Genomic DNA, 21,358 nt, shown 5'->3' with positions numbered 1-21,358 from the left:
ATTAATCGGCTGTTATTTTAAAAGATCGGCCATGTTTACACCCACGGTCTTTCCTGTTCCAAACACGGTACCCGTCTTTTTTGATTCAAACCTCTTGATCACAAGGTTGTAAACTTCCTGGGATAAAGCTACAGAACCAATTTCATTGGCAAGAACAGGAGCATTTTCAAGATAAAACTTAACAAAAGCCTTTACCTCGGGCTTTTCTGCAGATTTTGCGTTTACATAAATAAACTCTGGCCTCGCGAGCGGCTGATAGGTTCCGTTGGTTACCGTTTCTGGGCTGGGTAAGATCGCCCCCTTTCCATTGGAGTCATCCTCGTCATTGATTGGTACTAATTTCAATTTGTCAGCATTGTTCTGATAGTAAGCTAAACCAAAATAGCCTATAGCATTTCGATCGGAAGAAACACCCTTTACCAAAACATTGTCATCTTCGCTGGCATTGTAGTCGCCTCTTGAAGATTTTGCTTCCCCAACAATTGCTTCTGTAAAATAATCGTAAGTACCTGATGCCGTGCCTGCTCCGTAAAGATTTATAGGCTCGTTAGGGAAACTTGCCCTGATCTGGTTCCAGGTTTTAATTTTACCTTGCGCAGCAGGCTCCCACATTTTTTTCAGCTCTTTAACTGTCAGGTAGTCTACGAAAGTATTTTCTTTATTAACCACTACCGCAAGTCCATCGTATGCTACCGGCAGCTCTATAAACTCGACATTTCCTTGTTTACACAACTCTATTTCCTCTCCTTTGATCGGTCTGGAAGCGTCGTTGATATCGATTTCGCCGCGCGAGAACTTTTTGAATCCGCCACCTGTTCCAGATTCACCTACAGTTACCCGTATCTCACTTTCGACGTTTCTAAATTCCTCAGCAACGGCTTCTGACAATGGGTAAACTGTACTCGATCCATCGATTTTTACCTCTCCGCTTAATCCTGTGCCTTGATTTTGCTTGTTGCCGCCACCACAAGATGACAGAATGAATACTATAATGCTCGTTAAAAACAATCTCATCATGCTATATTTTAAAAGATACAAATTACTTGTTTGACTATTATTACCCTGTTAATTAAATATTAAATCAATGTTAACTAGAAACCAATTTCAACTTGGAATCTGTACATCACCTCCGAGTTCTGCCTATTTTCACGTAAAAGACTAACATCACTCTGGATCTTTAATGTATGATCGACGAAGTACTTGGAAAATCCGAGTGTCCACTGCTTTTCATCTGGTTGCTGAATCTCATTATCCGCATTGACAGAGCTGTACCGCCCAGCTACCTCAACATTGCTTTTAATCAGATACCCCCCTTGCAAATTGAACCCAGTGCCTGTAAAGAAGGCCTCACTAATGTCTCCCGCATCATTCCTGGCCACCACTGCCGAACCATCGGTTTCTCTGTCGACAAACTCGGTCATTACAGAAAAGCCACGGTATTTGAACATTGCATCCGCGAAGAATGTCTTAAGATCCCTTGACCCGGAAAGAAAATCTCCCAGTTGCCCCCGTTCCCGGGATGCCCGGTCGTTAAAATCATACGTTAATCCGACAGCCAGTTTTGGACGTTCTTCCCTGCTTAAATCAGAGCCAAAATAATCGCCGTCGTCCTTAAACTCCCCTAAAGGATACACCTCAACTCTACCGGTATAATCGTAACCACCTTTATTGCCCGTAGTGATGTTTCTTCCCTCACCCATGGACAAAGCAGCAATCTCCTTAAATGTTATGTTTCCCGTGCTAAAAGTGTGATGCAACTGCATTCCCACATCCCGGTCAAGATTATACCTTGCATTTAGCAAGCTCCGGTCTACAAACTGCATTTTTTGTGACGATATCACCCGCTCCCTGTTGCCCGGCAGTTTTGTCTGCCCAAACCACAAACTGAAGCCCGGTGCAAAATTCCATTTAGTAAGTGCATCAAGCACCAAATTCGGACTGTTAGAATTTTCAACTGTAGAATTTGCCATATCTGAGTTGCTTAGCGCTAATTCAATCTTGTATTCAAACTGCTCACTTAAAGCAAAACCCTCCATCTTGATACGAGCCCTTCGCACTTGTATGCCATCTTCATAGCTCTTATCTCCTATAGAATATTCGCCCTGGTACAGCGTTTGTATCCTGGCATTTATCCTCGCAGAAAAAGTAGAATCCTTTTTGAAAATTATTCCCTTCCGTGAAATTGACTGACTAAACGCAGCAAGGGGAAAAATAAAACAAAGGATTAAAATAAGCGTTTTGATGAGATCTTTGGCCATCAATTCTGATATCTTTTAAAGGGTACATTAACTAAACGTTTCAAAGATATTAAGGCTATATTAACACAGATAGTCTTTAATGTTAATTTTATGTTAACACTTAACATCTTTTTAATACAAACACAGAATAACCTATAACTAAACACATGTGGCACAATTATGGTGTTAAATAAAAATAATATAGTTAAACCTTATGATTCGGGATTGATCATACATACATTAAATTTTAAATCATTCAATTTTTTAAGGATATAATCCTTTATTTTGCAAGAATTATTAACAAATACAAACACACTAAAATCATGAAAACGATGAAAATTAAAATAGCTACTTACTTCTTAGCTTTGGCAACAATGGCAATGTTTACAGCAGGTTGCAGTCAAATGACCCGTACACAAAAAGGTGCTGTGATCGGCTCTGCAGCCGGTGGTACAATCGGAGCTCTTATCGGAAATAAAGCTGGAAATACAGCGATAGGAGCGGTTGTTGGCGGTGCCATTGGTGGTGTAGCGGGAGCTTACATTGGCCGTAAAATGGACCGTCAGGCCGAAGAGATCAAAAAAACTGTACCTGGCGCTGAAGTAGTTGACGCCGGGGAAGGACTAATTGTGAAATTTGACTCAGGTATTTTGTTTGATACAGGCAAGTCTGATCTGAAAGACAATGCAAGAACTAATATCCAGAACCTGGCTGCCACTATGAAAAATAATCCTGAAACAAACATCATGATCGTTGGTCACACTGATGCAGTAGGTTCAGATGATTTCAACTATGGCCTTTCAGAGCGTCGTGCTAACGCGGTTAGATCTTATGCGGCTGCTCAGGGTATCGCAAGCAACCGTCTATCAACGGTTGGAAAAGGAGAAACTGAACCAATTGCAGATAATTCTACTGAAGCAGGCAAGGCTCAAAACCGTCGTGTTGAGATAGTTATAGTGGCTAATGATAAACTTAAAGCAGAAGCCCGTCAAAACGCACAATAATTAACGGATATTATAAGCGAAAACCCCGTCTGGTTAACCGGACGGGGTTTTTGTTTATATTATTTGCTGAAAAAAATGCCCGGAATGTTGAATTAATCCCCATCAATAATTTACTTAAAAAATCTTAACAAGTAAACTTTTTAATACCTTACATCGTTGGTTTGAATATATATTTACATAAAAGGATTACATGAAGAAATTTCTACTGGCACTTTTATGCCTCATTTGCGGCTACAACTCTATAGCACAAAAAATAAAGGCCGGCGTGGCGGTTTTCGGAACTAGTCCGGCCGGCATAGCGGCCGCCATACAATCCGCACATTCAGGTGTAGAAACAATATTAATTGACCAAGGAGGCTTTGATCTGGTTAACCTGACGCCTGAGGACAAAATGTACAAGATAGGCATCTATAAACAATTCCTGCAGAGGGTAGATTCAGTCCAGAAAAACTCCAATGTCAAAAACAACGAGTCATTGATACCTGCTTATGCAGCTACCCTATTTAAAGGCTGGACAGATACCGTGAAGAATCTCACAGTAATAAGAAAAGCCGTAGTGAGTGAGATTGAGAGGGACGGCAAGAACTGGGAGATATCCTTTACGGATAGACGAGAGTTAAAGGCCCAGGCAATTGTTGATGCAACTGCAGGAAGTCAGATTGCCCTGAAGGCAGGCATAAGCCTAAAAAAATCTGCCAATACCAGAAGTATCTATTCAGACAAGATATATCGTACATCGGTCTCAATTCCTGGGACTCGGGGCTCACACCTTCCGGTTTCAGAACTCTTCGCTGACAGCGTTGAGAACTTCATACTTTTTCGCGACAATGTATCTCCGACTTTACTTACCGGCCAGGCAGCCGGTGCGGCAGCCGCATATTGTGCTTTTTTTGACGTCACCAATGAAAAACTCGACATCCGAAAAACTCAGGCTGAGCTGATTGCTTTTAATTCGTATTTTATCAGGTTTGATGATATCAGCATTTCGGATTCCATCGCACTTTCCATTCAAAAGATAGCCGTAACCGGAATATTAAAGGGACAGCTCATAGGTACAAAACTCTTATTTAATCCCGACTCTACAGTATCCTCGGAAGAGATCAGACTACCCCTGAAGGAATATTATACCAGAAGCCAGATCTGGTTCCTTGATAATAAAACAGATAAGATGACCCTGAAGGATGCTTTGAGTCTGATTAAGTTTACAGCCAACCGAGGTCAGGAACTTGATAAAGAAGTGGAAAAAGGATGGAATCCGTCCTTAAAGCTGAAAGGTAAGTTCGACATGAATAAGGTGCTTACCCGTAAAGAACTTGCCCGCCTGTTTGATCTTTATTTGAAGCCTTTTGACAGAGCAATCGACCTTAAAGGAAATCTTAAAAGCTAATTCATTAAATTCTGCGTTTTAAGGTCATAATAATAAGCGAGGTTTTGGTTTCACCATGGGGCAGTACGGTTAAAGCGATACTTCTCCCATCCCTGGAATGAAGCAGCCTATAAATCTCATCTATATTCATTTCCCTGATCTGCTTAAAGTTAATAGCGATTATCTCGTCTTCAGGCCTCAGCCCAGCTTCACTTGCTGCCGAACCTGTTTCTATTCTGGCAATGAATAAGCGGGTGTAATCTGGTGCATAATAAGCTAGCTCCATTCCACTTAAGTCGTGCTCAAAGACTTCCTTATACATAGAATTCGGTCTCAAAAACAGGCTTCCTCTGCCATAGTCAAATACTACGTGAAACCTTTTAAAAACTGCATTCCCTATGTTTCCGCTCCTCTTTGCAGATACCTTCACACCTACATCATCGAAGTTGGGAAAAGCTGCTATCACATTTGGGAGTTCAAACTTTGCGACCTTCAAATACTCTAACCGGGCAATTTTGCCACTTATGGTGCCGCCAAGCCCCACACCCAGATTTGCTTCGATATTCGGCGATGGAACTCTGATGGGCTGACCGCGATAACTTTCCAGTGAAACCGGATGTCCGGCACCTGTATCGATGACAAGCCGGGCCTTTATAGTCCCGTTTCCACTCATTCGGATAGAGCTTTGCATATAGGGTTTACCAGCCTCAATGGTAATAGGCACCAGATGTCCTTTTTTGGGTATATACCAGGTTTCCGGCTTGTATACTTTAATTGTCCTCATTTCATAATTAATACGGATGATGAAGCTATTGAAAAACTCGTAGCCCAGTAAACCATGAATGGGTATACCTGTATAAGATGAAAGATCAAAGGCATCTTTTTCCAGGATCGCTGCAGGAATATTTCCCCCGATTGAATTGTTCACCTTAATATCCAGGTGAGGGCTAACAAAAGCCTTGAGCGTATCCGTTTCGCCAAAACCAGAAATATTAATACTTCTAAGCTTTCCCAGCTGCAGTGAATCGGCAAGTGAAGGCTCAGTGATCAAAAACACGCCCACGCCGGTGTCGAGTACAAAATTGAACGGACCTTTTCCATTGATTGTAAGTGGGATGATGATCAGATTCTTAATAAAAGTAAATTCAAAGCTTTCGCTTGAGCCGCGTTTGGCAAGATGAAACTGCGCACTCGTACGGATGCATCCCAAACTAAGGTGCAGAAATATTAAGAGCTTTATATAGTATTTCAGGTTCACCGTGCTATATCTAAATATAATAAAAACCGGAGCCAAACCGAAAAAACAATGAACATTTGAATGCGCCTGCAGATCAAATATTAAAGTGACGATCGTCATTCTCTGTATAATAAATTATTGAGTATTTGTGCATTACCAATAATTAAATAAAAAATGGATCAGACACTTAACCCTGCTCTAATGCATCCAAGGGATCAGATTGCATTGGTGATGAGCAGAATATACCGCAGGGGATTAACCACAACATCTGGCGGCAACATTTCAATAGTAGATGAGAATGGAGACATCTGGATTTCGCCATCAGGTGTCGACAAGGGACGACTTTCGCCTTCGGATATTGTGTGCGTAAAAGCAGACGCAAGCATTGAAGGCTTGCATAAGCCCTCTTCCGAATTCCCATTCCACAAAGCAATATACGAAATACGGCCAGATATTCGGGCGATCATTCATGCTCACCCCCCTGCGTTAGTTTCCTTCAGCATTGTGAGAGCCACTCCAGACACCAATATTATCACTCAGGCCAGACATGTCTGCGGAGTGGCAGGTTATGCCGAATATGAGCTTCCCGGGAGCAAAGCACTTGGAGTTAAAATCGCCAGGGAGTTTGCTAAGCGACATAAAGCTGTCATAATGGAAAATCATGGTACCGTAGTGGGAGGATCAAACCTGGCAGAAACTTTCGAGCGCTTTGAAACACTTGAGTTCTGTGCGCGGACGATACTGTATGGGAATGCAATAGGCAAACCGCAGTACCTAAGAGAAGAGCAGATAGACGCCTTTGAGGCCCAGGTTGCAGATACCTTACCCGAAATGACTGGTACTTTCCATCCCTCAGACGAAAGAGAAAAACGGTGCAACATCTGCGACATCATAAACAGAGCTTGTAACCAGGGCTTGATGATCAGCTCCTATGGCACAATCTCCACACGGTGGCGGGGAAATGATTTTTTAATTACACCCACAGGTATTCCGCGCTGGGATATGCAACCGCAGGACATCGTGCAAATAAAAGATGGGAAGAGGGAATCCGGTAAGTTTCCTAGCCGTACAAGCTATCTGCATCAGGAAATCTATAAAAACCACCCCGAGATCAACTCTATAATCTTAACGCAATCTCCCTATCTAATGGCATTCGCGGTAACTGGAGCAAATTTCAACGTTCGCACCATTCCAGAAAGCTGGATATTCCTTCAGGACGTGAGTCAGCTGGAATTTGGATCACAATTTAAAACCGAATCGATAATAGCAGAACTGGTTGGCAAAAACAATCCGGCAGTGATCGTTAAAAATGAGTGCGTACTAGTTGCCGGCGATAGTCTTCTACAGACGTTTGATTACCTGGAAGTGGCTGAGTTTAGTGCCCAATCACTGGTATTGGGTGCTTCTATAGGCAATCTGGTTCCGATAAGTAATGAGCAAGTGGAAGAGCTGAGACGGGCATTTTTAAAATAATAAGCAGACATCGCATACGATTTTTTTGTAGACATGACGAAGATCATACTTTTTGGCAAAAATAATTGAAAGCTTTGTATTTCATCTTTTATCTGAAGCTATGGCAAGAAGAATAGAACTAATGGCGCCGGCAGGCTCTTTTGAATCACTGACCGCAGCTATACAAGCTGGAGCAGACTCGGTTTACTTCGGTGTTGAACAACTTAATATGAGAGTTAAGGCAAGCAGCAATTTCACTCTCGGTGACATACCGCGTGTAATGGCTATGTGCAGGCAGAATGGTGTTAAAGCGTACTTAACTATTAACACAATTATCTATACTCATGATATAACTATCATGAAATCGATTATTGATATCGCCATTAAAAATAAAGTTAACGCGGTAATAGCTTCCGATCAGGCAGTAATGACCTACGCACGCCGGGTAGGTATGCCCGTACATATCTCGACACAGGCAAATGTTTCAAATATTGATAGTCTCGAATTCTACTCGGCTTACGCAGATGCTGTAGTGCTGGCAAGGGAACTCACTTTGAAACAGGTTTCTGCCATAACGAAAGAGATTAGACGAAGGAAAATTACCGGTCCCTCAGAAGAACTGATGAAAGTAGAGGTCTTCGGTCATGGGGCACTATGTATGGCGATCTCCGGAAAATGTTACCTGAGCCTCCACTCTGCATATTCCTCCGCAAACCGGGGCGCTTGTGTCCAAAACTGCCGTCGGAGTTATGTAGTAACGGATAAAGAACAGGGAATCGAATTTGAGGTGGATAATCAGTATATCATGTCAGCTAAAGATCTCTGCACGATTGACTTTCTGGATCAGCTGATCGGCTCAGGGGCAAGCATTTTGAAGCTTGAAGGACGCGGCCGCAGCGCAGACTATGTACACACCGTTACCAAATGCTACAGGGAAGCTATCGATGCCTGCTATATGGGCTTGTATTCAAAAGAACTCGTGAAGTACTGGAAGGAACAGCTCTCGACGGTCTTCAACCGTGGGTTCTGGGACGGTTACTATCTTGGCAGAACGATAGGTGAATGGAGTCATGACTATGGGTCAAAGGCAACCAAAAAGAAAGTCTATTTAGGAAGAGGATTAAAATATTTCGAATATTCCAGAGCTGCAGAATTCAGGATTGAAGCCCAAAGCCTTTCAGTAGGGAATGAAATCCTGATCACCGGCCCTACTACCGGAGTAGTGCAAACACGGATCAACGAAATCAGGGTGAATGATATACCTACAGACACGGTGCATAAAGGCGATATTATTTCAATCCCTCTGCCCGACAGGGTTCGGCCTGCAGATAAACTTTATAAACTTGTTGACGTCTAATGGTGAGGATCACACAATGGCGTAACAAATGTATCGGATGTAATATTTGTGTCGAAGTCGCCTTCTACCGCTGGAGAATATCTACAAAAGATGGCAGATGTACTTTAGTGGAAGGAATAGAATCAAAAGGGCTTTTTACCGCTATTGTTGGAGACGACGAATATGAGATTAATAAAACCGCAGCTAAGCATTGCCCGGTAAAGATTATCAGAGTAGAAAAGATGAAGAGCTGAATCCTTCAAATAGTAACTCATAAAAAATCCTGTAAGGGGATAACCTTACAGGATTTTTTTATCTCAGTATCAAACTTGCTAGTGCACGCGTGCCGCGTGTGCTAAATGCTCTTGCTTTTTGCTTTAAACCAGCAATCTTACCGGCTCTTCTAACAGAGCCTTAAGAGTTTGAAGGAACGAAGCAACAACTGCTCCGTCAACTACACGGTGGTCACCGCTTAAAGTAACCTTCATGATATTACCCGGAACAATAGCACCGTTTTTAACAACCGGAACCTGCTGAATTCCACTTACTGCTAAAATAGCTGCATTAGGCGGGTTAATAATCGCTGTAAATTCATCCACACCAAACATTCCAAGGTTAGATATAGTGAATGTTGATCCCTGCATATCTGTAGGCAGAAGCTTCTTCGTTTTAGCTTTCTGAGCAAAATCTTTCACTTCCATAGACAGATGAGAAAGAGATTTACCGTCAGCAAATTTTATTACAGGAACTACTAAACCTTCATCAACCGCAACGGCTACTCCTATATTAACATGCTCGTTAACGCGGATCTTATCACCTAGCCATGAAGAATTTATTGCCGGGTGCTGCTTCAACGCTATAGCCGTAGCTTTCACTACTAAGTCGTTGAAAGAAATTTTAACCGGCGCATATTCGTTGATCTTTGCACGGGCAGCAATAGCGCTGTCCATATCAATGCTCATCGTAACGAAGATGTGCGGAGCAGTGAATAAACTGTCAGATAATGAGCGGGCAATAGCCTTGCGCATTTGTGTAACAGGTTTTTCAGTATACTTTTCTTCACCGATGAACTGAGGTATAACGATAGTCTTTTCAGATTTATCAGATTTGCCAGCAGGGGCAGCTTCTGCCTGTGCAGCAGCCTGAGCCGGCCTGGCAGAAGGAGTAAAGCTTTCAACATCCTTTTTAACAATACGGCCACCTTCTGCGCTTCCTTTAACCTGCGCCAGGTCAATACCTTTTTCCTGGGCTATCTTCTTGGCAAGAGGAGACGCTTTAACGCGTGCATCTGATGCAGAACCAGAAGCCTGAGCAGCACTCTCCTGAGGAGCGGCAGCTTCTTCTTTCTTAGCCTCAGCGGCACCAGCAGGAGCAGAGGCTTTCTTTCCACCCTTTAACAGAGCCTGCACGTCAGTTCCTTCTTTACCAACTATAGCGATAATATCATTTACCTTAGCGGCCTGTCCCTTTTCTACACCAACATATAATAAAGTACCCTCGGCATAAGCCGTAACCTCCATGGTTGCTTTGTCGGTTTCTACATCAGCAAGAGTGTCGTCACTCTTTACAGTATCACCAACTTTCTTATGCCATTCTGCAATAACCCCTTCCGTCATGGTATCGCTCAATAAAGGCATACGAATTACTGTGGCACCAACAGATTCCGGATCGATGCCCCCTTCTTCTTCATCCGAAGAAGGAGCAGCCGGAGCGCTTTCCGCAGCAGCTTCAGGTTTAGACTCAGCTTTCGCTGCGCCACCATCACCTTCTAAAGCAGATTTATAATCCTCACCCGGAGCACCTAATACGGCGATAACAGAATCAACCGGTGCTGCCGCACCTTCTTCTGCGCCAATGTATAATAAAGTTCCTTCCTGGAATGATTCAAAGTCCATTGTGGCTTTATCAGTTTCCACCTCAGCAATTAAATCACCGGTGCTTACCTTATCGCCAACTTTTTTGTGCCATTTAGCGATAACCCCTTCGGTCATGGTATCGCTCATTTTGGGCATGCGAACAACTTCAGCCATTTCTTTATATTCAGATGTTTTTTGTAGAATTAATTAGCTTCTTATAAAAGGATAATCCTGCTGTACATATACGTCATCATACAACTCATGTGCTTCAGGCCATGGAGATTCTTCTGCAAACTTCACAGATTCATCAACAATGGCTTTCACTTTTGCATCAATCTCTGCGAACCACGCCTCGTCAGCATAGTTGTTTTCAACGATAGCAGATTTAACTACGCCAATCGGATCTTTCGCTTTGTAACTTTCAAGCTCTTCTTTGGTACGGTATTTAGCCGGATCAGACATAGAATGTCCCTTATAACGGTAAGTACGCATTTCCAAAAATGTTGGGCCCTCTCCTCTGCGTGCGCGCTGAACAGCTTCATCCATTGCATTGTGTACAGCAACCGGATCCATTCCGTCAACAGGCGCACAAGGCATGTCAAAACCTAAGCCTATTTTGTAAATATCTGTCATATTGGTAGTACGCTCTACAGAGGTACCCATAGCATAACCATTATTTTCACAAACAAAGATCACAGGCAGCTTCCAGATCATTGCCATATTGAACGTTTCGTTCAAAGCGCCCTGTCTTACAGCACCGTCGCCCATGTAACAAACGTTTACATTGGTTGTTCCCAGATATTTTTCTGCGAAAGCAACACCTGCACCTAGTGGAATCTGACCACCTACGATACCATGTCCGCCAAAAAATTTCTTTTCTTTACTGAACATGTGCATTGATCCGCCTTTGCCTTTAGAACAACCGGTTACTTTGCCATACAGCTCAGCCATAATTTCATTAGCGCTCATTCCTCTAGCCAAAGCATGGGCATGATCGCGATAAGCGGTAATCATAGAATCATCCGGACCTAAGACAGACATAGCACCTGCCAAAACAGCTTCCTGCCCTATGTATAAATGGCAAAAGCCCCTGATTTTTTGTTGCCCGTAAAGTTGTCCTGATTTTTCTTCAAACCGGCGCATCAAAAGCATTTGCTCGTACCAGTTTAGATAGGTATCCTTAGTGATTTCAACTGAACTCATTAGTCAATATATGTTTTTGGGAAGGCAAATCTAGTTATAAATGCTAATAAAAAAGAAATTCACAGTCTTTTGTTTAAAATGCCTGACATTAAAGCTTGAAATAAGTTTTAAACACTTTGAATTTCGCCTATAGCCTAATTAAATTTGGTCGGTCGCCCTGCCACCCGGAAGATATCGTTCCTTGATAATTTTCATATGATGCTTTAAATGACCAGCCATGATAAATAGCAATGCCCTCGCACTCATAGGATAGTTGTTGGCCATTCCCGTTCTTCCTAGTTGCTCCTCAGTTAATGAATCTATTAAGAGTAAATTAGAAGCCCTTACTAATTCAAACTCTTCAATAAGTTTATTGAAGTTCTGCAGGTTATGGCCTGCGTATTTCACATAATCATCCTGATCAAAACCGGGCAGTGAGTTAGCCTCATTCCTCGAAATACAAAGTAAGCGGTAAGCCATTATCCTTTCCGTATCTATCACATGTCCCAGCAATTCTTTTAAGGTCCATTTATCTTTTGCATAGGCATGTTCTGCCCGCTCAATGCCCGATCTCAGAAGGTCAGAAAAACTAGTCTTTTGATCTGTCAGTTCTTTGATCACATCGTCATCTGTCAAATCAATATAAGCCTTATAAAAAGACCCATATTCATCAGCTTGTGGTCGCTTCATATTTCATATTGCTTTTTAAAATGATACGCATGGTTGTTCCCTTACCTGGCTCTGAGTCCTTTACGAAGATCTGTCCTTTATGATAGTTATCAATGATACGTTTACTTAGGGAAAGCCCCAGTCCCCAGCCTCTCTTCCTGGTAGTATAGCCCGGCTGAAAGATTGTTTCAAATTTCATTCTGGGAATGCCTTTACCTGAATCTATGACATCAATAAAAACCTGTTCTTTGGCCAGATGCTCACTTATATTCACTTCTATCCTTCCCTGACCGTCGATTGAGTTAGCTGCATTTTTCAGAAGGTTCTCTATCACCCAGTCGAAAAGAGGGACATTCATCATTGCCTCAACTTGCTTATCACCGGTAACACTGAAAACGATCTTGTCGCTCGCTCTAACCTTAAAGTACTTCACATACTCTTCAACAACCTCATACACAACATGACTCTGCAGAACAGCTTTTGAACCAATCTTAGAAAACCTGTCGGCCACCATTTCCAGCCGGCGGATGTCGTTTTCCATTTCAAGGATCAAAGGATCATCCTCTGCATCGAATTTTGATTTCATAAGTTCAGTCCATGCCATTAATGAAGATATAGGTGTACCAAGCTGGTGGGCCGTCTCCTTTGCCATTCCCACCCAAACCAGGTTTTGCTCCGACCTCCGGGAAGAACTGAAAACTACATAGGCGATCAGCAAAAATATGCCGATAACTGTGAGTTGTATATATGGGAACACTCTGAGCTGCGTAAGCAGGGAAGAATCCTTATAATACACATACCACTTCTCGCCGTCGTCCTTCGTGATCACGATCGGGGGATGTTGTGATTTCATTTCACGCAACTGCGTTTTAAAATAGACCGGATCATAGGTCTTCCGGGTATAGAGTGGCGATTCTAACACATTCTCCGCTTCCAGCTGGTAATTCGTTTTGGTGCTGTCCAGACCTTTCCAGTAAATAATACTATCATTTTCATCAGTTACAATCGCAGGGACTGAAAGACTGTCGCGAATAGAATAGATAAAAGTGATATAGTCGTCGTTAATATCCGTGATCTCTATAATATTTTTATTGCTCATGGCCCATATCTCTGCCCGGGTGCGCTCCGCAGCGGAAATACCTTTTACCAGGTAATTACTATACCACAGAGAAACAGCACCGATAACAATGGCAAAAGCCAGCAACAAAAATTTCCAGCGTCTCTTCTGTTCGTACGGGTTCATTTAACTTTTCGTTATTTGCAAAGATCTTTTTAAGCTTTTACTCCTTATAGTCTATTCCCATATTATAGAACAGGAAAGAAAACTTGTCGGTTTGCTCTGCGATGATCTGGGCAGTTGATTTTCCTGCGCCATGTCCCGCTTTCGTATCAATACGAATGAGTACCGGATTGTTTCCTTTATGATATTCCTGCAGGCGCGCAGCAAACTTAAAAGAGTGCGCCGGGACAACACGATCATCGTGGTCGGCCGTTGTGATCATGGTTGCAGGATAAGAAACACCTTCCTTTAAAGCATGATAAGGTGAATAGTTTGCCAGATATTCAAACATTTCCTTAGAATCCTCCGCTGTACCATAATCATAAGCCCAGCCCGCCCCTGCGGTAAATTTGTGATAACGCAACATATCAAGAACCCCAACTGCCGGCAAGGCCACTTTAAATAAATCGGGGCGTTGCGTCATAGCTGCGCCAACAAGCAAACCTCCATTTGATCCTCCCGAGATGGCCAGATAATCTCTTGAAGTATATTTGTCTTTAATAAGGGTCTCTGCTGCCGCGATAAAGTCGTCGAACACGTTCTGTTTTTGCAGTTTAGTCCCCGCCAGATGCCACTTCTCTCCGTACTCGCCTCCACCACGAAGGTTGGCTACCACAAAAACTCCTCCCTGTTCCAGAAAAACAATATTAGCAGTACTGAATGCGGGAGTTAGACTGATATTAAATCCACCGTATCCATAAAGTATTGTAGGATTTTTACCGTTCATCTCCAGCCCTTTTTTATGAGTGATGATCATCGGCACCTTAGTCCCATCTTTAGACTTAAAGAAAACCTGTTTTGATTCAAACAGAGCAGGATCAAACTGAACACCCGATTTTTTATATAGTTCAGAATTACCTTTACTTATGTTATACCGGAAAATCGTTGGCGGATATACATAGGAAGTAAAAGTATAATAAAGCTCATTCTCCTCTTTTTTAGTCCCAAATCCCGACGCAGTGCCCACACCTGGAAGCGAAATAGTTTTTTCAAGCTTACCCGACATATCGAATTGCTGCACCAAAGAGGTAGCATCCTTCAAATAATTTGCAAATATTTTACCACCGCCAGTGTTTGCACTCAGAACATTTTCAGATTCTTTGATCAGGTCTTTCCAGTTCCTGATGCCCGCACTTGCCGCGTCAACAGTAACGATCCTATTGTTAGGGGCATTAAAATTAGTGAAGATATAAAGCTTATCCCCCACATTATCCAGAACATCATGTTCGTTATCCATGTTATCAACCACACATTCTATCTTACTTCCAGGTTTGCTCAGATCCTGAATGTACAACTCGTTTCCGGTAGTTGAATTTGCTGCAGTTATCACCAGAAAACGCCCATCTTCAGTTATAGATGCACCTATATAACGCCGTGGTGTATCTTCACCTCCAAAAACCAGAACATCTTCCCGCTGCTCGGTTCCCAGCTTATGATAAAAAAGTTTATGGTATTGAGTCAAACCAGACAACTGACTTCCTGCTTTCGGTTTATCATAGCTGCTGTAATAAAACCCTTCGTTTCCGTTCCAGGCAATACCAGAAAACTTAACGTCGGTTAAAACATCCCGAAGTTCAGACTTATCAGACGCTCTGATCACAATTATCTTACGCCAGTCCGATCCGCCTTCTGATATCTGGTAGGCCGCCAGCGACCCATCCCTGGTGAATTCTATTCCAGCCAGCGAAGTGGTACCATCTGCCGAAAACCTGTTTGGATCAAGAAACACCTCCGGCTCTGCACCTTGCTGCTGTCTGTAAAGCACGGATTGATTTTGCAAGCCATCATTCTTAAAATAATAAATGTACTTCCCCTCCTTAAATGGGGCACTATACTTTTCATAATTCCAAAGTTGCTCTAAGCGCGTCCTGATTTTCCCCCTGTATGGGATGTGAGCCAAATAGGCCTCAGTAACTTTGTTCTGTTCAGAAACCCAGTTCTTTGTGTCTTCAGCAACATCGTTTTCCAGCCAGCGATAAGGGTCGGAAACTTCAGTTCCAAAATAAGCGTCAATAGTATGGTCTTTCTTTGTATCGGGATAAATGATCATCTTTTTAGTAGTTTGTGCAATTCCCGAACAAGTCAGTACAGTAATAATTAATGTGATAGCGATCCTGTTCATGGGGGTTAAATCATTTTAAAACATATAAAAACGCTCAGCGTTGTTGCAAATTACAATTTTCCCCGCATCTTCGTACTTTTATCACAATGACCGACCGTAATAAGATATATTTTGCCTCTGATTTTCACCTCGGCGTAGCCGACTACAGCTTAAGCCGGCAGCGTGAAGATAAGGTGGTACGTTGGTTAGACTCGATCAAAAACGATGCAGCGGAACTATACCTGGTAGGAGATGTATTTGACTTCTGGTTTGAATATAAAAGAGCTGTTCCAAGGGGATTTATTCGCTTTTTGGGAAAATTGTCGGAGCTGGCCGATGCAGGCGTTAAAATTACCCTGTTTAAGGGAAACCATGACATGTGGATGTTCGGGTATCTCACCGAAGAGATGGGAATACAGATCGTCTCAAACGAGCTACAAATCGAACTCAGCGGTAAAAAGTTTTATATTCATCATGGTGATGGACTCGGTCCTGGCGATGCAAAGTATAAATTCCTTAAGAAAATATTCAGAAGCAAGATCTGCCAGTGGTTATTTGCGCGTATACATCCTAATCTTGGAATAGGCATCGCTTTGTCATGGTCTAAACAGAGCAGGATCGCCGGAATGAAAAAAGAAAGCTTTATGGGTGAAAAGCAGGAATGGCTTGTGATTTACAGCAAAGAAATCCTGCAGAAAAGACACATTGATTATTTCGTTTTTGGACACCGGCATTTACCGCTTGACATAACACTTGCTGAAAACAGCCGTTATATAAACCTGGGAGAGTGGATAAACTATAATTCATATGCGGTGTTCGATGGAGAGGAATTGCATTTGAAATATTTTGAATCCTAATTTAATCATGAAAATTAAAATTGCATTCGCGCTGACGATCCTGGGGTTACTATTGAACGTCCAGATGTTATTTGCGCAGCCTACTCTGCAATTACTCTTCCAGATTGACACCCCTGCCACCTTCATAGCTACAGATAATCTCGACAATATCTATGCGATCACCGAAAAAAACGAGCTGCTGAAATATTCTAAGGCTGGCAAGTTATTATGGAATTACAGCAACAAAGCAATGGGAAGACCTTCTTATGCGGATACCACAGACCCCATGCGAATCCTGTTATTCTATCCTGCAATACAGCAGGCGGTCGTTTTAAATAATACACTTAATGAAATTAACCGGTTCAACTTTGGCCACGATACTTCGCGGCAGATAACACTAGTGTCGACGTCCAATTCCAACGGATATTGGGTGTACGACCAGGCCAACCGGCAACTTCAGAAACTAAGCAACCAGTTTAACCCCGAACAGCAATCTGCCAATATATACCAGGAAAGCGGGTTGGCGATTCAGCCAGAATTCATGGTCTCTACAGATCAAAATGTTTACTTGTATGATCCGCAAACCGGCATCCTGCAGACCGACCGCTTTGGCTCCTACATCAAAAGCTTCAGCGTGGGTCACATTGGTTTTTTCCAGGTTAAAGACCAGGAACTTTTATTTCTAAATGAGGGAGTCTGGCACCGGATAGATGTTTCCGATAAGCATATAACCCAGCGCATACCCGTTGGGACGAATATTGTGCAAGCGAGCGAGGGAAACACAATTTTAGCTACCTTAGGAGAAAAGAGAATCAAAGTCTATTCAACGAACAAAGGAAATGAAAACAAGTAAGCTGTTATTTTTTCTACTGTGCCTTGGAAACATATGTTTTGCTCAAAACCCTGCTAAGATCAGGATCGTTGAAAACCCAATAGCTAAAGAAGTCAGGGTCTATATTGATGACAGTTTGTTTACCTCTCTCTTGTATGCCGACAGCCTGAAAAAACACATACTATATCCGATTAACGCAGCTGGCGGAACAAGTGTTACACGGGGGTACCCCATTAGCCCTTCTATTGGCGACCAGGTGGATCATCCCCACCAGATCGGGCTCTGGTTAAACTATGGAGACGTAAATGGCGCAGATTACTGGAATAATTCCACCAAAGTTGACAGCACGAAGAAAGCCTACGGCACTATAAAAGTTAAGAGGATTGAAAACATCCATAGTGGCATTGGAAAAGCGGAGCTCACTGTACTGGCCACCTGGTATAATCCTGGTGCAAAAGCCATGCTCGAAGAACGAAGCAAGTTCACCTTCAGGATTCAGAACAATGCCAGGACGATCGAACGTGAGACACAACTTAAAGCGCTAACAGATATTTTATTTAAAGACAATAAAGAAGGCATGTTCGGATTAAGAGTTGCAAGGCACCTGGAACACCCTTCAGAAAACCCTGTAAAAGTTTATTCGGACAATAAAGGTACAATCAAAAAAGTTGCCTCAGCAGATGCTGTTAACGGATCCTATGAAAGCAGCACCGGGATCATCGGTGAAAAAGTATTTGGAACCCGCTCTGAATGGCTTAAATTATCCGGAAACATCAACGAAAAACCACTTTCAATTATAATAATGGACCATCCCGGCAACGTAAATTATCCCGGTTTCTGGATGGCACGGGGATATGGTTTGTTCGCAATCAATCCTCTTGGAGCGGAGGTCTATACTAACGGAAAAGAAAAGCTGAACTTCAGTTTAAAGACAGGAGAAAGCACAGTATTCAGACACAAGCTCGTAGTAGGCGGACAGCTAAGCAAATCAGAGATCGCGCAAATCTACGATTCATTCAGCCGCAATTAAACTCATTTGTAATCAGGTGCTTTTTAAGAATGGATATGTTGTTAAAAAGCCCTATTTTTGTGCCCTTTAAAACAATACCTTGTTTTACTGATAGGACTTGGATAACGCCAATCTTCCTGAACGACTACCAGAGATGGACATGACGTACAGGATGTGTGATTTTCAAATAATAACATGCTAGAAAAATTAGAAGCAATCAAAATTCGCTGGGAAGAAGTAGAACGTGAACTGAGTGATCCGGCTACAGTTAGCGACATGAAGCGATTCACCCAACTCAATAAGGAATATAAAGACCTGGGTAAGATCGTGGATGAATATAAAATTTATAAAAATATTGTATCCAATATCGAAGCTAATAAGGAGCTCCTTTCATCAGAGAAAGACGAAGAGCTTCGTGAAATGGCTAAAATGGACCTGGATGAGCTCTTACCACAAAAGGATCAGTTAGAGGAAAAGATCCGCCTGATGTTGATTCCTAAAGACCCACAGGATTCTAAAAATGCTGTGTTTGAGATCAGAGGCGGCACCGGTGGAGATGAAGCCGCACTATTTGCAGGTGACCTTTACCGCATGTACACCAGGTATTTTGAGAAAAAAGGCTGGAAAGTTGAAGTAGTCGATGTTACCGAAGGCACTGCCGGAGGGTACAAAGAGGTTATCCTGAATGTCAGCGGCGAAGACGTTTACGGAACATTAAAATATGAATCAGGAGTGCACCGCGTTCAGAGGGTTCCTGATACAGAAACCCAGGGAAGGGTACATACCTCTGCGGCTTCGGTAGCTGTATTGCCTGAAGTCGAGGAAATCGACTTCTACCTTAATCCCGCAGATATTGAGATGCAAACTTCCCGTTCGGGCGGTGCCGGCGGACAGAACGTAAACAAGGTAGAGACCAAAGTGCAGCTTACCCATAAGCCTACAGGCATGGTGGTGGTATGCCAGATTGAGCGCTCTCAGCTTGGTAACCGTGAACGTGCAATGGAAATGCTTCGAAGCAAATTATATGATATCGAAGTACAGAAACAAACCGGCGATATTGCTGCAAAACGTAAAACAATGGTATCTACCGGCGACAGGTCTGCCAAGATCAGAACCTATAACTACCCCCAGGGACGTGTTACCGAGCATCGCATCGGTTTAACCATGTACAACCTGCCAGCTATCATGGATGGTGAGATTCAGGATATTATAGATGCATTACAGTTTGCCGAAAATGCAGAGAAGATGAAAGAAGGCTCAGGAGTATAATTAATTCGAATTATTTGAAATATCCTTTTGATATCTGGAATAATAAGGGCATATTTGCATTCCCAAACGGGAAAACGGTCTGGTAGTTCAGCTGGTTAGAATACATGCCTGTCACGCATGGGGTCGCGGGTTCGAGTCCCGTCCAGACCGCCAGTTAATAAAAAAGCCTCTTAGAAATAATCTGAGAGGCTTTTTTTATATCCGTTAAGATCGGTAACACACGAAAATATTTTTCAATTTGTTATTTGATTATTGAATTTAAAACTACATATTTGCACACCCAAAAGGAAAAACGGTCTGGTAGTTCAGCTGGTTAGAATACATGCCTGTCACGCATGGGGTCGCGGGTTCGAGTCCCGTCCAGACCGCCAGTTAATATAAAAAGCCTCTTAGAGATAATCTAAGAGGCTTTTTATATTATTATAATTTTTTATCGGCGAACTAGCGGTGGGATTTTTCAGCCCCTTTTCCACAGATTTTCGCATTGATCCGTATTTTCAATGACTTTTTTGTTCCTCTCTGATGGAAACTTGTTATTTCTTATGAGCTCGTTAACTGTTTCTACCGACTTTGCAGAACGAAGCTTATCTTCTGGAGTGTTGATCACATAATCCGTTAATCTCTCAATTGTTGAGGTAGCTACATGCTGACGGGTATCCGAGGACGCATAATAAATAAAGACGGTTCCGTCATCATCAGCGATCCACCCATTGCTAAATAGAACATTCGATACATCCCCTATTCTTTCTTCGCCTTCTGGAGCCATAAAATAGCCTGCTGGTTTGTGCGTAACGGTTGTTATATCCGTCAAACTTGTCATGAACATGTATAACACATATCTTAAACCTGCAGCAGTGTTACGCACGCCATGTGCCAAATGCAGCCAACCATATGGAGTTTTAATTGGCGCAGGTCCCAAACCATTCTTAGCTTCGTAAACGGTATGATAAACCTTTTTGTCAATAACGATCTCTTCAGATATCACTGCATTTTCTATTCCCTCACTCAATCCAAAACCTATTCCCCCGCCTTTCCCCGCCTCGATAAAACTATCCTGAGGACGAGTATAGAAAGCATATTTTCCATTAACGAATTCCGGATGGAGTACCACATTCCGTTGCTGGGGAGATGGTGTTTTAAGGTCAGCCAGTCTTTCCCATTTTACAAGATCTTTTGTACGTGCTATTCCGCATTGGGCAATAGCAGCAGACTGATCTCCTTCCGAAGCACTCGAATCACGCCTTTCTGTACAAAACAATCCATATACCCACCCATCCTCATGTTTAACTAAACGCATATCGTAAACATTGATATCAGGAACATCAGTTTCTGGCATTATTATGGGATATTCCCAAAACTTAAAATTATCTATACCATTCTGACTTTCCGCTACCGCAAAAAATGATTTGCGATCCAATCCTTCCACACGCACCACCATTAGATACTTATCGTTTAATTTAATTGCACCTGAATTGAAGGTAGCGTTAATTCCAAACCGTTCCATTAAAAAAGGATTTGACTCAGGATTTAAGTCAAACCGCCATTCAATTGGAGTATGAGCTGCAGTAAGCACCGGATACTCATAACGATCGTATACACCGTTGCCTAAGTCCCGCTTGCAGTTTCTCCTGGTGATCAATTCGGAATGCCTTTGCTGCAAAGCATTTAATTTTTCTTCAAAACTCATATTATC

The 21,358-nt window shown here is 42.5% G+C and carries 18 protein-coding genes and 2 tRNA genes; 11 read left to right on the top strand and 9 right to left on the bottom strand.

What is annotated here, in order from left to right; all coding sequences use genetic code 11:
• Positions 1 to 12: 12 nt before the first annotated feature.
• Both J3P37_RS10775 and J3P37_RS10770 read right to left on the bottom strand, forming a co-directional pair.
• A complete protein-coding gene (locus J3P37_RS10775; RefSeq protein WP_256011118.1) occupies positions 13 to 1,017 on the bottom strand; it encodes a PstS family phosphate ABC transporter substrate-binding protein in 1,005 nt (334 codons plus the stop codon).
• A gap of 74 nt (positions 1,018 to 1,091) precedes the next feature.
• Positions 1,092 to 2,258 carry a porin gene (locus J3P37_RS10770; protein WP_256011117.1) on the bottom strand — a complete coding sequence of 389 codons (1,167 nt, stop codon included), beginning with the start codon at positions 2,256 to 2,258 and terminating at the stop codon, positions 1,092 to 1,094.
• Positions 2,259 to 2,560: 302 nt separating this feature from the next.
• On the opposite strand from J3P37_RS10770, the gene J3P37_RS10765 reads away from it, so the two are divergent.
• Both J3P37_RS10765 and J3P37_RS10760 read left to right on the top strand, forming a co-directional pair.
• Entirely contained in the window at positions 2,561 to 3,241 is a 681-nt protein-coding gene (locus tag J3P37_RS10765) for a YiaD family glycine zipper/OmpA-like lipoprotein (protein WP_256011116.1), read from the top strand.
• Between the two features lie 190 nt (positions 3,242 to 3,431).
• Entirely contained in the window at positions 3,432 to 4,628 is a 1,197-nt protein-coding gene (locus tag J3P37_RS10760; protein WP_256011115.1) for an FAD-dependent oxidoreductase, read from the top strand.
• Between the two features lie 4 nt (positions 4,629 to 4,632).
• Here the strand turns inward: J3P37_RS10760 and J3P37_RS10755 are convergent, their stop codons facing one another.
• Positions 4,633 to 5,964, bottom strand: a complete 1,332-nt coding sequence (locus J3P37_RS10755; RefSeq protein ID WP_256011114.1) for an aspartyl protease family protein — start codon at positions 5,962 to 5,964, stop codon at positions 4,633 to 4,635.
• A 54-nt stretch (positions 5,965 to 6,018) separates the two neighbouring features.
• On the opposite strand from J3P37_RS10755, the gene J3P37_RS10750 reads away from it, so the two are divergent.
• The 3 genes from J3P37_RS10750 (at position 6,019) to J3P37_RS10740 (ending at position 8,886) form a co-directional block, all read left to right on the top strand.
• Positions 6,019 to 7,317: a class II aldolase/adducin family protein gene (locus J3P37_RS10750; RefSeq protein ID WP_256011113.1), complete on the top strand. Its 1,299-nt coding sequence runs from the start codon at positions 6,019 to 6,021 to the stop codon at positions 7,315 to 7,317.
• Between the two features lie 100 nt (positions 7,318 to 7,417).
• Positions 7,418 to 8,653 carry a peptidase U32 family protein gene (locus J3P37_RS10745; protein ID WP_256011112.1) on the top strand — a complete coding sequence of 412 codons (1,236 nt, stop codon included), beginning with the start codon at positions 7,418 to 7,420 and terminating at the stop codon, positions 8,651 to 8,653.
• Positions 8,653 to 8,886 carry a ferredoxin gene (locus tag J3P37_RS10740; protein WP_256011111.1) on the top strand — a complete coding sequence of 78 codons (234 nt, stop codon included), beginning with the start codon at positions 8,653 to 8,655 and terminating at the stop codon, positions 8,884 to 8,886. Before J3P37_RS10745 ends, J3P37_RS10740 begins: the two co-directional genes overlap by 1 nt.
• Positions 8,887 to 9,009: 123 nt before the next feature.
• Here J3P37_RS10740 and J3P37_RS10735 read toward each other — a convergent pair whose 3' ends face one another.
• The 5 genes from J3P37_RS10735 to J3P37_RS10715 all read right to left on the bottom strand — a co-directional run bounded on the left by J3P37_RS10735 (position 9,010) and on the right by J3P37_RS10715 (position 15,740).
• On the bottom strand, positions 9,010 to 10,662 hold the full coding sequence (locus J3P37_RS10735; protein ID WP_256011110.1) for a dihydrolipoyl dehydrogenase family protein: 1,653 nt from the start codon (positions 10,660 to 10,662) through the stop codon (positions 9,010 to 9,012).
• Between the two features lie 33 nt (positions 10,663 to 10,695).
• A complete protein-coding gene (gene pdhA, locus J3P37_RS10730) occupies positions 10,696 to 11,691 on the bottom strand; it encodes a pyruvate dehydrogenase (acetyl-transferring) E1 component subunit alpha (RefSeq protein ID WP_256011109.1) in 996 nt (331 codons plus the stop codon).
• Positions 11,692 to 11,829: 138 nt separating this feature from the next.
• Entirely contained in the window at positions 11,830 to 12,360 is a 531-nt protein-coding gene (locus tag J3P37_RS10725; RefSeq protein WP_256011108.1) for a DinB family protein, read from the bottom strand.
• A complete protein-coding gene (locus J3P37_RS10720) occupies positions 12,341 to 13,582 on the bottom strand; it encodes a sensor histidine kinase (protein ID WP_256011107.1) in 1,242 nt (413 codons plus the stop codon). The genes J3P37_RS10725 and J3P37_RS10720 overlap by 20 nt, the downstream gene beginning before the upstream one ends.
• 37 nt (positions 13,583 to 13,619) lie before the next feature.
• Positions 13,620 to 15,740: a prolyl oligopeptidase family serine peptidase gene (locus J3P37_RS10715; RefSeq protein WP_256011106.1), complete on the bottom strand. Its 2,121-nt coding sequence runs from the start codon at positions 15,738 to 15,740 to the stop codon at positions 13,620 to 13,622.
• Between the two features lie 86 nt (positions 15,741 to 15,826).
• Here J3P37_RS10715 and J3P37_RS10710 point away from each other — a divergent pair, with 86 nt between their 5' ends.
• The 6 genes from J3P37_RS10710 (at position 15,827) to J3P37_RS10685 (ending at position 20,036) form a co-directional block, all read left to right on the top strand.
• On the top strand, positions 15,827 to 16,576 hold the full coding sequence (locus J3P37_RS10710) for a UDP-2,3-diacylglucosamine diphosphatase (RefSeq protein WP_256011105.1): 750 nt from the start codon (positions 15,827 to 15,829) through the stop codon (positions 16,574 to 16,576).
• A gap of 7 nt (positions 16,577 to 16,583) precedes the next feature.
• A complete protein-coding gene (locus J3P37_RS10705; RefSeq protein ID WP_256011104.1) occupies positions 16,584 to 17,408 on the top strand; it encodes a hypothetical protein in 825 nt (274 codons plus the stop codon).
• Positions 17,395 to 18,417 carry a DUF6807 domain-containing protein gene (locus J3P37_RS10700; RefSeq protein ID WP_256011103.1) on the top strand — a complete coding sequence of 341 codons (1,023 nt, stop codon included), beginning with the start codon at positions 17,395 to 17,397 and terminating at the stop codon, positions 18,415 to 18,417. Before J3P37_RS10705 ends, J3P37_RS10700 begins: the two co-directional genes overlap by 14 nt.
• A gap of 174 nt (positions 18,418 to 18,591) precedes the next feature.
• Complete coding sequence (prfA, locus tag J3P37_RS10695) at positions 18,592 to 19,665, top strand: peptide chain release factor 1 (protein ID WP_256011102.1); 1,074 nt, start codon at positions 18,592 to 18,594, stop codon at positions 19,663 to 19,665.
• 76 nt (positions 19,666 to 19,741) lie between these two features.
• Positions 19,742 to 19,818 (top strand) — tRNA-Asp (locus J3P37_RS10690).
• Between the two features lie 141 nt (positions 19,819 to 19,959).
• Positions 19,960 to 20,036, top strand: a tRNA-Asp gene (locus tag J3P37_RS10685).
• 86 nt (positions 20,037 to 20,122) lie between these two features.
• On the opposite strand, the gene J3P37_RS10680 is transcribed toward J3P37_RS10685, so the two are convergent.
• On the bottom strand, positions 20,123 to 21,352 hold the full coding sequence (locus tag J3P37_RS10680) for a glycoside hydrolase family 130 protein (protein WP_256011101.1): 1,230 nt from the start codon (positions 21,350 to 21,352) through the stop codon (positions 20,123 to 20,125).
• Positions 21,353 to 21,358 lie beyond the last annotated feature (6 nt).

The sequence above is a fragment of the Desertivirga xinjiangensis genome, from assembly GCF_024436435.1.
GTDB classification, from domain to species: domain Bacteria; phylum Bacteroidota; class Bacteroidia; order Sphingobacteriales; family Sphingobacteriaceae; genus Desertivirga; species Desertivirga xinjiangensis.
The sequence above is the reverse complement of the archived record's forward strand: the minus strand, read 5'-3'. Positions and strand labels throughout refer to the sequence as shown.